This is a genomic window from Microcoleus sp. AS-A8, from assembly GCA_039962225.1.
GTDB lineage: Bacteria > Cyanobacteriota > Cyanobacteriia > Cyanobacteriales > Coleofasciculaceae > Allocoleopsis.
This window is the reverse complement of record JAMPKV010000009.1, coordinates 60138-72405: the sequence shown is the minus strand read 5'-3', so window position 1 is coordinate 72405 and position 12268 is coordinate 60138. Positions and strand designations below refer to the sequence as shown.

The window sequence follows — 12268 nt, the reverse complement described above, 5'->3', positions numbered from 1 at the left end:
GCACCTTAAGGTTGGCGAAAACGCTCCGCTGCCTCAATAACCAGTTGGCGGGCTTGCTCTGGCCCAAAGCGGCCTTGTGGCTCAAACGTTTTGCCCTTAGCCGCGTTGTACGACACGAAGAAGTGTTCGATCTCGTGGATCAGGTTCTGATTCAGGTCCTCGAGCGTCTTCACGTCACGCTGGTTGCGGGAGTTGGCGGCAACGGCGAGCAGGCGATCGTTGCGATCGGTTTTACCTGACTCGGTCTGAAAAGCGCCAAAGCCGCCGATCAGCCGCGACGGGACGAGGCAGCCGACGAAGGCAGGCTCCTCCATCAGTACCAGTACGTCGATGGCGTCGCCGTCGTCAGCTAGAGTGGAGGGCACGAAACCGAAGTCGTATGGGAAAAATGCGCCTGCTGCCAGTACGCCGCCTAACTTATACAGCCCGTGCTTTTTGTCCCACTCGAATTTGTTACGGCTGCCCTTGGGCGTATCAATGATGACGTGGAGCGTCTGGGCATCGTCTAAGTCAAACGGGGGCAGGTGGAGGGGGTCGGTTGCCATACAATACCAGCACGTATTCATTTGAAAATAGCGATCGCTCATGTAGCTTACCGCTTGACTGGAAAAGCCTGCAACCCCCAAGTGATTTGGGATATGGCGATCACTGACATGATTAATTCTGGGGCGAGTGTGGAAGTGATGGAGTCTTTAGCTGAGTTAATGGGTTATAGTCCGCAAATGCAACAGAAAATCTCCTCCCGTCATGCTCAAACACAGTGATAGTACTCTAGCCCTTGATGCACTAAGGGCGATTTCGTCGAAGGTTCTGGAGTGAGGGAAGTTTGCTATCTTTAACTAGGACTTACGCAGGCACACTAGATATAGGGGTATAGGAGCTGAGTAGACAAATTGACGGAACAATTCGGGCCAGATCCCAATCGACCCTATCCAATGGTCGATCAACGGCGAGTCTGTTTCATCAAGCCTTTTATCAAAGCACCCAATATTATTGTCGGGGATTACTCCTATTACGACGACCCAGTTGACCCGGAAGGCTTTGAAAGAAACGTCCTGTACAATTACGGGAGCGATCGCCTGATCATCGGCAAGTTCTGTGCGCTCGCAACTCATGCCAAGTTCATCATGAATGGTGCCAATCACAAACTGGATGGCATTTCCACTTATCCTTTCCCAGCCTTCGGACACGGTTGGGAAAAAGCGATGGACAAGTTAATCAATCTGCCGACGCGAGGCGATACGATTGTGGGCAATGATGTCTGGATTGGCTACGATGCGCTGATTATGCCGGGAGTCAAAATCGGCGATGGTGCTGTGATTGCCGCGAAGTCCGTCGTAACCAAGGACGTTCCTCCCTATACGATTGTTGGTGGAAACCCAGCATGTCTCATCAAGCAGCGCTTTAGCGACGCTGAGGTAGCACAACTGTTGGAGATTCGGTGGTGGGATTGGGAGATGGAGAAAATTACACGCCATATCGACAAGATTATGGAAAGTGATATCCAAGCACTGCACGATGCCGAGTGAACGATTCATAATCAGCAAGTAGTCACTAACAATTGAGTGTGAAAGCTTTGGAAAACCGTACACTGGACGCCTTCTCGCTAGCCGCCTTGTTGGTGTCCGCCCATTACGGTTTAGGATTTCTCTTTGGAACGGCTGAGAAAGCACTAACTGTGGGTATCGCTGGCAGTCTCTACGCTGTCTCGATTAGCGTGGGTACAATCGCGGCGATGGGACTGGCGAAGTTCTACTGGACAGAGGTTGAGCAAATCTGGACATTGCTGGGAAACCGCTACGGGAACCTTGTCAAAATCCTGGTGGGATGGTTAATATGGTCATCCTTAATTGGCATCGAAGCCGTCCAGATCATTTCTGGAGCCTTTGTTCTCAAGGTTTTAGGGCTACCTGTGCTGCCGAGTATGGTGGGTTTGGCTATCTTGTTTACCTTCATCTCTTTGCTGCCAGTGGAGGAAGCTAGCTGGATATTTCAAGCGTTGCTGGCTCTAAATTTCTTGGCTTTGCTTTATGCACTGTGGGTGCTGCACGGTTTCCCGGATTATTTGCGATCGCCTCTTGAGTTTATTCCATCCCTGCAACGGGTGAGTCCGCCGGATTTCCTGGGCATTTCTCTGTCCACGATTTTGCTTGTTCTCATCGATATGAAGTGTCAGCAATTTATTGTTCAAACCAAGGATGTGCGAAATGTCTATTTAGGCTCTGTGTTGGCAGCCATTGTGCTTATGTGGATTGCTTTGTTGCCTTCTGTTGTGGTGATTGCGGCTCAACAGGCGGGAATTTTGCCGATTGGCATTGATGGCAAGGAGACCATTCCTTTTATTTTGTCGTGGATTGGCGGTGGCACAGATAAGCCCTTGGGAATTATCCTGATTTTGTCTTTATTGGTTCCGGCGCTGGGTGTTGGCAGCAGCGTGTTGCGGGTACAGAATAAAACAATTATCGACTTCGGTATTGTACCTGTATCTAATCGCAATCGGTTGTTTGTTGCTGTTGCGAATGCCCTTTTCGCTCTAGCCATTGCCTTAAAGGGTAGTGATTCACTGATCGGTCTGATTGTATCGTTTTATGCTGTCTATTTAGCTGCCGTATTTGTTCCCTTTATTGCCTACCTTGCCGCTCAAACAGGATACTATACATTCTCCGGGATGGGGGTGAGACTTTCTTTGAGCATGGGTAGTATTTCGGCTTGCTCGATGCTGATTTTAACGCTGATTAACCCCGCTTTTGTCATTTTTAGTCCTGTTGAGTTGAGCATTATGACTCTGGGAATTGGATTTGGAATTTTAGGATTATTCATCGGTCAGATCATCGATAAATATTTTCCTGCATCCCCGGTCAGGGAAGAAATTTGAGCGATTTCATTTCCTACAAGATTTACGCATTTTCTGGCTTAATACATCATCTTGGTAGGGGCAAGGATGCAAGAACCCCTACCTGTAGCAAATAGCCTAGCCAGTTGCATAAGTCCTCTCCTAAATCCTTAAGGAATAGAGAGGGAATCACCACGCCCCTCCTCAAGCGAGTGGACAGCAAACGAGAATCTAAGGTAAACTGGTAATGAGTTTGGATAAGACGGTTGAGGATCGTAACTTAAGCGGTTACCGTCTGTCTTGCCAAAATTTTTTAGGAATTATTTTAACGACTAACGACTGAGGCTGAAGTTGCTGAGGTCTGGGCGCAAGGACTTGAGTCTCGTCGCTAAAATGAAAGACAAGGACTATATGGATCAACAAACCCATACATTAAGAACCTCAACTATGCAACATGAAGCGGCAACTGTGAAACCCATTCGCTCATTAGAAGACGCCCTCAACAAATGTCAAGCATTGGGGATGCGTTTGAGCCGTCAACGTCGCTTCATTTTAGAACTGCTGTGGCAAGCTAAAGAACATCTCTCAGCGCGAGAAATCTATGACCGATTAAATCAGCAAGGTAAAGCGATTGGTCATACCTCTGTATATCAGAACTTGGAGGCACTATCGAGTCAAGACATTATCGAGTGTATTGAGCGTTCGGATGGTCGTCTGTACGGCAACGTTTGTGATGCTCATAGCCATGTTAACTGTCTGGATACCGCTCAGATTATTGATGTTTTTGTCCAATTGCCCGCCGATTTGCTCGACCAAATTGAGCAACAAACCGGTGTGCGGATTACTGACTACAAGATTGATTTCTACGGTTACCGAACCCAGAAATCCGAGGGGCAGGCAAAGTCAGTTAACTAAGGTCAGTAGCTCAAAAACTTAGGAGAGAATGGCAATTTCAGGGATCGATGAATTAGGGATAATCGAGAGGATTAGCGATCGCCGTCTCTTGCTCCCCATAATCATCTTCACTCTCACCGTACCCACCCTGAGCAAAAGCTGACATTTCCTGCTCAAGGTTTTCGATTCGGGCGGTTTCACCCTCATAATCATCGTCAGTGTGCTGATTCCTGTACCGAACCTCTGGTAACACCAGTTCGCCTTCTGCACTTTCCATAAAGATTGGTGTTTCTTCCCCTAAAAGTTCATCATCATCACTCCGACTGAGAAGTTTGGTGGGAGTTAAAGATTGCTTGTAAGACTGAAACTCTTCCAGGGAAAATATCGCTCCGCTATGAATAGCCAAGTTGCTCAGCGGTTCATCTAACTGCGTTTGAAATAGGCAAGCATGGGTGAGATTCACCGATTTGAGATTAGCTCCTTTGAGGTTCGCCCCCGACAAATCTGCTCCTTCTAAGTTCGCATCAGAAAGATTAGCATTTGAGAGATTAGCACCAGCAAGACTGGCTCCCGATAAATTGGCATGATCAAGATTGGCAGCGACTAAATTAATGCCAATTAACTCAGCCGCCGATAAATTGGCTCGTTCCAGGTTAGCCTCAGCCAACATGGCTTGATTCAGGCAGGCTTCTGCTAACTGCATGTTTTTCAAACTGCCTCGTGTCCGCTGCCAAAAAGCCGTAGGAGATAGGGCGGCGGTTCGCCCGATAAAACTTAACAATTGGTCGGGATCGAATTCTTGGGGAATATCAGGATTCCCACAAGGCCAGAAAGAAAGTTGGGCTTCTTGCGCTCCCGAACATAACAATAAAAAGACATTGATGCCAAGCGCCGCCTCCACCTGCAACACATTTAAGGGGTTATGGAGCGCAGACAACTGAGAGTGAGCTTGGTGAGCAACGCCTTCATCCAGCCACTGGCCTCGACAGTAGGCACGATAGAAGCGATAGAGGCGTTGAAACAGGACAGAAAAGGAAAAAACCCTGGAATTACGCCTTTGCTCCCGGCGCAGACGTTCAATCACGAGGGCTTCAATTTCTGCGGACAAAATTCCATATCCCAGCAGTGCGTAAAGATGCTGAGCCACACTCAGCGCGTCTTGGATGACAAAAGTGACCTCATTGTACGGGTCTGGAACTGTTTGGGTCAGAGCCGTCAACTGCTTGGCAATTTCTTCAGCCCCCAAGTATTCCCCTAAGCTGGGGTGGGAGAATTCGAGCCGAACAGGAAGAGATGAGCGCGCCGTGGCAGGGAAATGGGGGGTGAGCGGAGCTTTAGGCAGGAGGTGACTGGAGCCTTGGTAAGGAACTGAGAGTTTGTTGTACCCAACTGGGTTGGGGTTAAAACCTTCACCTCTGGCCTGTCCCCCTGCACCTGGTTTCTCCTTGGGTTGGGAGCGGAAAAAAAAGGCTGGGAGAACTGGAGGGAAAACAGAGGTGAGTGGCTCACCACTAGGAGGTTTGACGATTGGATGGAGATCAGACCTGTGGGCAATCGCTTCTGGCAGAGCCTTTTGGGTGATTAGCTTCGCAGGTGCCCCTTGGGTCATGGCATCCGATGACACTTGATATTGACCCGTTTGAATAATCGTCAGAGCCGCCACCTGCATTTGGTGACGCAACTGTTGGGGATCGCGACCCTGAAGCAAATTGGCGATCGCTTCTAGGGAGCGGCTGGCATGAGCTAGACCTTCCCGGATTAACTCCGGGAGTGGGCCATCCCCAGTGGTGGGTTCTCCCAACAGCCAGCGCGTCATCCGGTCGTAAATTTCAAACTGAAATTGGGGCGATCCCATCAGAAAAATGCTCTCATCCACCCAGCCATCTCGATGTAAGATGCCCAACAGATAAAGCATCAGAGGGCGTGTCACTAAACTAGCCACGTTATTGCCGGATGAACGTTGCTTAAAGGCTCCGCCATGCTTCAAAAAACTAAAATAAGCCTGAGCGATGGATTTAGATTGCAGCTTGGCCCACGCACTGAACCATTGTCGGAACTCATCCTGCCCCATCGGCTCAATCACAATTCGATGTAGTTGGTCGGGTAAATAAAGGGTACTGGTTTGCCGGGATTTTTTGATCAGACCATCTAACGTCGCACGGCGGCTGGTGAGAAAAATTTTATGGCGGGGTAAACCGGCCGCATCCGTGTCCTGATTATGGAAACGCATGACCTGTTCCATAAACGTCCAGAGGTAGCGCTCCGTCTGAGTGGAGCGAGGGAGTTCATCCACACCATCGAGGATGAGTAAGCAAGGGGGTGAGTTAGGGGAGAGCCAGCCATCGGTATCCGTGAAACGTCCTACCGGGAAAGCGGAGTCCAGCGTCTGCTCCAAGGTTTGCCCTAAGGTGGCATCTCTGAGCCGGATTAATACGGGCATCCAATTGGGATAGAGTTGCTGAGCCACACGCGCCGCCCAAATCTGGCAGAAACTGGTCTTGCCACCGCCGGGAGCCGCTTCGATCACGGTGATACTGGTTTTATCGTCTAGCTGGGAAATCGCCCATTGCATCAAATCGACGGGTTGTGAGGAGCCTGGAGATGAAGAGGAGTAATCTGGAGTGTGGTATTCTTCATCCCGAACGACCCGCCCTTTGAGGGGAATGTATAAATCCTTGAGGGAAAAGGGTTCTGCCAGGAGGGGTTCACTCAGGGCACAGGTGAGCGCGGCTCGATAGTATTCTCGATTGAGGTTCAGCGGCAGTGAAGCCGTTGAGAGTTCCGAGGGTTGAGTCGGGACGGGTGCGATCGTTGTATCTCGCAAAGGGCCTAGATTGCCTAAGCGCACAAACTTTTGCAGCTGTGATAAAGGTAGGGGATTCTCCGCAATCACCGTGAGCAGATAACCCGGAAGTCCGTTACTCAGGCGTTGCGTGAGCAATTTAGCTTCCGTGTCTTCTGTACCATTGGCGACAAACCAGGCGATCGCCAAATTATTCATCTGCTGCACCAAAAACGAGTCAGCCACCAGCGACAGAGCTTGTTCCGCCTGACTATCGCTGAGCCGTCCCGGTCGCAATGTTCTGATCAACCCGACCAATTGTGGGTCACCCAAGGATGGGTCAGCCTCTTGGCCTGTCGGGACTAAGGCTCGGTTAACCCAAGGTCTTCTCAATTGAGATTCTTGTTCTAAAATTCCTTGTAACGCATTCAGATAAGCAACTTGAAAGGTGAGCCAAGTGCCTTCATTACGCTTTAATGGTTTTTTCCGGCTCAAAATCCGCAAGAGTCCCACCGTCAACTGGGAGAGGGCGGGAGCTGCTTCCCACGCGGCTTTTAAAGGCAACTCCAAAACGTCTGTCAAGGGACTAATCGCAAAAGGATTAAGGCTCTTGACTTCCATATCCTGGGCGAGGCGAAAGGCAATGCCCGCAATCTGGGCACTATCATGTCCCAGTTGGCGGCGTTCAATGTGGCGCTCCGCTAGCCAATGGCGAATGCTTAGGCTCATGCCACCCTAGTCACTCCAAAATTTGCTCACTCATCTTATTGTGAACCCTATACAATGAGTGCGAATCACTCCGATTTCAGTCCTGGAGACTGGAGACACAGTGATCCGCTGAAGTAGGAAGGACGAAGGACGAAGTATGAACAATTGTTTTATCCTTTATCCTTATATGCTTTATCTTTTCAATATCGCCTACCAGGGACTTATCGCGTATCCGTGCCAAAAAGAGAATTGCACCGATTCCATGTCCAAGCGCCCCTTAAACTGGGTAAACGACGGGGACGCAAACTGGTCATCCGACTGGTAAACAACACTCACAGCTCTCCGCAACAAACCAATGGGGAGTTGCGCCGTGGGAATTTAGAAGCTGCTCGACCGTCTATCTCCACAGCCCTTGTTCCTTTTAAAAAGCGACGATTCCGGATTCGTTGGTGGCGGTGGACGCTGCTTTGGGTGAGTGTCTTTTCCATCATGGGGGTGGCTGTTACCTCAGGGGTGTTGTTGCTGACGAAGCTGCCGCCTCCGATCAATTGTCGGCGCATCTCTGCCTTGTCGGCTGATGGTGACCGCTTGTACTGTGCTAGAGCGGCGGCGGCGTCCGGGAAATTAGACCAGTTGGTGGCAGCCATTGGGTTGGTTGATCATTGGCCTTCAGGGCACCCTCTCTACCCAGAGGCACAGCGCCAAATGAAGGCATGGAGTCAGGCGATTCTGGATCTCGCGCAGCAGAAAATTCATGAGGGCAACCCATTAGAAGCGATCGCCATCGCCAGTAAAATTCCGTTCAGCAGTCCGATTTATGCGGAGGCGCGAGCCAAAATCACCACCTGGCAACAGCACCTCCAACGGGCGGAGGAAATTACTCGTCAGTTTAAAGATGCCCTAAAAGTGCAAAGCTTCCAGAAAGCTAGCCTGCTGATTACACAACTATCGCAGCTTAATCAAGAATCCTGGACGTTATCCCGTGTTGATGCCCTGCTCAAACAGCTCACCGTCGAAAAAGAGGCATGGCAGCAACTAGAGGAAGCGCGAGATCTAGCTCAATCCAATCTGTTGGAGCCTTTAGTCGCTGCGATCACCCTGAGCACTAAAATCAATCCCAACACCTATGTCAAAGCTCAAGTCCTACAGGAACAGTCCCGATGGAGTCGTACCATCGTGCAAATGGCGACCAATCTGTTCCAACAGCAGGATTTTGCCGGAGTCGTTAAGGTGCTAGAGAAGATTCCGGTCACGACTCCCCAGTACACGGAAGCTCAGGATTGGATTCGCCTGAGTCGTGCCAGTGAAACGGCCAAGAAGGACAATATCCTCGCCCTGATGGATGCGCTGGCGGCGGTGCGCCCCATTGAGTCAAAAAGTCCAGTACACAAAGTGGCCTCATCACAAGCCACGCTCTGGCAATCTCAGTTGCAAGACCTGTCTGTGTTGCAATTGGCCAACCTTTTCGCTAGCTCCAAACAACGCACCGGCTTGGCTTATGCCATTGACCAAGCTACTCGCGTCGCGCCTGGACGCCCCCAACGTCAACGCGCCCAAACTTTGATTGCCCAGTGGCGCAAAGAAATTCAGCTCATCGATGACCGCAATACCCTCGCTAGTGCTCAACAACTGGCTCAAGGGGGAACCATCGTAGAGCTCAAGGGAGCCGTGGAACTCGCCCGTCAAATTAAGCTGGGGCAGCCACAGCGGATCGAGGCTCAAACTGATATTGCGAAATGGACTCGGCAGATTCAAGCCCTCGAAGACCAACCGATCCTGGATTTAGCTGAAGCGTTTGCTCAACGTCGAGATTTAATCGCAGCGATTTCTACCGCTGGACAGATTCGTTCTGATCGACCCTTGTATCCTGAAGCTCAGAAGGCGGTCGCCAACTGGGTCGCCCAAGTTCAGACCGCCCAAGACCGTCCCATTCTGGATGCGGCAGCCGCTCTCGCGGCTCAAGGACGTTTTGACGCTGCGATCGCAACCGCGGCTCAGATTCCACCCGAACGAGCGCTTTACCCACAAGCTCAAGCGGCGATCTCCACTTGGGCAGCACAAAAGGCTGCCAGTCAAGGTGAAGTACAATCCGCTCCCTTTGAATCCAACTAAAGACAGTTGATGGAAAAATGGGGAGATGGGGAGATGGATAAAATGCTAGAGGAAACCTCCTCCCCTCTGCCAATGCCCTCACCCCCCGATCAAACAGAGGCGACGCCGATTCGCCTTGTCCTGATTGATGATGATCCCATCTTCCGGCTGGGTCTACGCACAGCTCTGGAAGCTTTTCCTGACCTACAAGTTGTGGCGCAAACCGATTCTGGAACAGAAGCTCTAGATATCCTGATGCGCTTGCAGCCCACTACGGTGAGTGCGATCATTTTGGAACTCGTTAGTGGTCGCTCTAACGCCAATCCCTTGTCTGGATTGCCGCTTTGCCAACGCTTGAAGGGCGATTACCCGGATTTGCCGGTTTTACTGCTCACTTCACAATCCGAGCCTCTCTTCCTCAAGGCAGCCCAACAGCTCGGCATTGAGGGCTATTGTCCCAAAGGAGTGGCCATTACCGATCTCGTCCAGGCTATCCGTCAGCTTGCCACGGGTGAATCCGATTGGCACAGACTACCCGACTTGCCACCCCCACTAATCAATTCTGTACGCCCTCCTAGCTGGCATCATAAAGTGCGCTCCTATGGACTCCAACAAATCGAAGAGTCCTTGGCAGTGGTAGTCCAAGAACTACAAAAACCTAATCTTTCCAACTTCGACTGGCTGTTCTGGAGTGGACGCCGCCGAGAACTTTTGGCCGCTCGTTGGGCGGTTAATCAGCTATTGCCCACCGATGTCATTGTGGTAGAAGAGAGCGCGAGTTCGGATTTACTCTCAGGAGTCGTGAGACGAAGTTCGGATCGAAGAGTAGAACAAATTCCCTCTCGGACTGGGCTACGTTCTGCGATCGCTTCCTCACCCCCTGCTGTCCTCTCGGCCAACGTCCAATCCCCCAGTCCCAATCCCCAAACCCAAAGTTTCCAGCCAGCCACACCCTTTGAGCTGACCTTGTCCATGCTCCAATCGGACTTGCCCAATCTCAGTGGTGTGCCGTTAGAAATTGATATTCTCGTAACTGAAAAAAAACGCGATTTACTCTATATCGTCTTACGAAAATTGCAACAAATCCTAGAGGAGTTGCGTTTTTCTCAGGTCACTCTTGAGCAACTTCCCCCAAAGCGAGCGCAAATTTTACTGGATTTGTGGCAAGCTTCCGTCACCGATTTTTTGGGTAAATATTACACGTTACCCTTGGATAACCAAAATTTAGAGATTGTTAATATTTTGCTCGGTTACGCTGTCATTATTCAAACCTCTATTCTAGATAAAATTCCTTTAGTTGTTGAATTTTTATCCCAAGAACTGTTTGAAACTCCTTTATTAATTGATAATGTATCTTATTCGGCTCGGACACCTGAAGCTCTAGTTCAGTCAGAAATGTTGCTACAAAACCTAGTTATTCAAGTCGCTAATGCTGTGATTCAACCGCTCTTAAATGAATTTGCTGATATTGAAACGATTAAACAAAATTTTTACGCTCAGCATCTGATTTCATCACGAGAAATGGCTCGATTTCGCAACAATTTATCTTGGAAATATCGCCTTTTCCAATGGATAGAAGAGCCAAAAGCTATCTTCGAGAGCCGATATCCGTTGTTCGTGCTGAGCGGTGCGGGCATCAAACAAACATCTATTTATGCCCCCCGCCGTCAAGAGTTAGAACAACTGCAAGGTATTCCGTTAGCTGTGACGTTAGCCTTTGAGACACGAGATGCGATCGCGCCTCGCCTGCGTTCTACTGTTGCCTGGGCGGGTAAAGGTGTCGTTTACGTCCTCACCCAAGTTATCGGTAGAAGCATTGGGTTGGTGGTTCGGGGTGTAATTCAAGGCATTGGGAATACCTTGCAGGACGCACGGTTTGGCAAAAATGGCGAACGAGGAAAGTGAAATCTCCTCAGCGCCGAGACTCATGATCGTTATCCGTCCTGTATTCAACTCAAATTTCAGCCAATCTCCGTAGAAAGTCGTTGCCCCATGATTGACACGATTGACGAACAGTCGCTCCAGGAACTGCAAGACCTGATCCAATGTGTAATCACAGCAGAAACCGACAATCTTTCAGAGATCGTGAAAATTGCGCGTCTCAATCCTGCTGAAGATTTTGCTGGAGCTGATCTGAGAAATACCAGCCTCAGGGGTGCAATCCTGGGTAATGCTAACCTCAGTGGGACTAACTTCAGTGGTGCCAACATTAGAGGTGCCATTCTGATCGAGGCCAACTTGAGCGAGGCCAACTTGAGTGAGGCTGATTTGAGCCATGCCAACCTCATGCGGGCCAACCTGAGCGAATCCAACTTGAATCACGCTAATTTGAGCTATGCAAATTTGATTGTTGCCAATTTGCTCCGTGCTGACTTGAGCGAAGCTGATTTGAGAGGAGCCAACTTGGGCGGAGCAGAACTGAGCCAAGCTAACTTGGGCGGGGCCAATCTGGGAGGAGCCAACCTGTGTGGTTCTAGCTTGGGTGCGACCAACCTCAGCGGGGTTAACTTGATTCGGGCTGATTTGCGCTATGCCGTCTTAATTCGTGCCAACGTCTGCTTAGCAGATCTCATTTGTGCCGATTTACGCTCAACTAGCTTGTGTGGAGCCGATCTGATCGGAGCTGATCTGAGCCTTGCCAATCTCAGTGGTGCCAATCTCAGTGGTGCCAATCTCAGTGGTGCCAATCTCAGTGGTGCCAATCTCAGTGGTGCCAATCTCAGTAGTGCCAATCTCAGTGACAGCAAGCGGCGAGGTGTCACGGTCAAAAACGCTCTGTTCTCTAGAAATTTAGGCATTTGCGAGCAAACACAACTGGATTTAATTCGTCAAGGGGCAATTTTTCAGGGGGGGAAGGGTGAACGCGAGCGCTACAGCTTGGCTAATCTGTGAAAGTGAGATAATTTGTAAATTTTTGTAATCTCTACTTCATCCCATGTAACAAACAGGCGCGGCCTCAC

The 12268-nt window shown here is 50.0% G+C and carries 9 protein-coding genes; 7 read left to right on the top strand and 2 right to left on the bottom strand.

Annotated features, from left to right (window positions below):
- Positions 1-5: 5 nt before the first annotated feature.
- Positions 6-545 (bottom strand): inorganic diphosphatase, encoded by a 540-nt coding sequence (locus NDI48_15850; GenBank protein ID MEP0832648.1) that lies wholly within the window; start codon positions 543-545, stop codon positions 6-8.
- Between the two features lie 21 nt (positions 546-566).
- Here NDI48_15850 and NDI48_15845 point away from each other — a divergent pair, with 21 nt between their 5' ends.
- The 4 genes from NDI48_15845 (at position 567) to NDI48_15830 (ending at position 3748) form a co-directional block, all read left to right on the top strand.
- Positions 567-764, top strand: a complete 198-nt coding sequence (locus tag NDI48_15845; protein MEP0832647.1) for a hypothetical protein — start codon at positions 567-569, stop codon at positions 762-764.
- A gap of 129 nt (positions 765-893) precedes the next feature.
- Entirely contained in the window at positions 894-1529 is a 636-nt protein-coding gene (locus NDI48_15840) for a Vat family streptogramin A O-acetyltransferase (protein MEP0832646.1), read from the top strand.
- Positions 1530-1567: 38 nt separating this feature from the next.
- Entirely contained in the window at positions 1568-2875 is a 1308-nt protein-coding gene (locus NDI48_15835; GenBank protein ID MEP0832645.1) for a hypothetical protein, read from the top strand.
- 405 nt (positions 2876-3280) lie between these two features.
- Positions 3281-3748, top strand: a complete 468-nt coding sequence (locus NDI48_15830) for a transcriptional repressor (GenBank protein ID MEP0832644.1) — start codon at positions 3281-3283, stop codon at positions 3746-3748.
- A 52-nt stretch (positions 3749-3800) separates the two neighbouring features.
- On the opposite strand, the gene NDI48_15825 is transcribed toward NDI48_15830, so the two are convergent.
- Complete coding sequence (locus NDI48_15825) at positions 3801-7238, bottom strand: pentapeptide repeat-containing protein (GenBank protein ID MEP0832643.1); 3438 nt, start codon at positions 7236-7238, stop codon at positions 3801-3803.
- Positions 7239-7451: 213 nt separating this feature from the next.
- Between NDI48_15825 and NDI48_15820 the strand changes: the two genes are divergently transcribed.
- The 3 genes from NDI48_15820 to NDI48_15810 all read left to right on the top strand — a co-directional run bounded on the left by NDI48_15820 (position 7452) and on the right by NDI48_15810 (position 12200).
- Complete coding sequence (locus NDI48_15820) at positions 7452-9329, top strand: hypothetical protein (GenBank protein ID MEP0832642.1); 1878 nt, start codon at positions 7452-7454, stop codon at positions 9327-9329.
- A 9-nt stretch (positions 9330-9338) separates the two neighbouring features.
- Positions 9339-11213: a DUF3685 domain-containing protein gene (locus NDI48_15815; protein MEP0832641.1), complete on the top strand. Its 1875-nt coding sequence runs from the start codon at positions 9339-9341 to the stop codon at positions 11211-11213.
- Between the two features lie 87 nt (positions 11214-11300).
- A complete protein-coding gene (locus NDI48_15810; protein MEP0832640.1) occupies positions 11301-12200 on the top strand; it encodes a pentapeptide repeat-containing protein in 900 nt (299 codons plus the stop codon).
- The last annotated feature ends 68 nt before the right edge of the window (positions 12201-12268 follow it).

Excerpts from the sequence above, each read along its gene's own strand:
- NDI48_15850 (MEP0832648.1), bottom strand. The coding sequence starts at position 545 with ATGGCAACCGACCCCCTCCACCTGCCCCCGTTTGACTTAGACGATGCC.
- NDI48_15830 (MEP0832644.1), top strand. The coding sequence starts at position 3,281 with ATGCAACATGAAGCGGCAACTGTGAAACCCATTCGCTCATTAGAAGAC.
- NDI48_15825 (MEP0832643.1), bottom strand. The coding sequence starts at position 7,238 with ATGAGCCTAAGCATTCGCCATTGGCTAGCGGAGCGCCACATTGAACGC.
- NDI48_15815 (MEP0832641.1), top strand. The coding sequence starts at position 9,339 with ATGGAAAAATGGGGAGATGGGGAGATGGATAAAATGCTAGAGGAAACC.
- NDI48_15810 (MEP0832640.1), top strand. The coding sequence starts at position 11,301 with ATGATTGACACGATTGACGAACAGTCGCTCCAGGAACTGCAAGACCTG.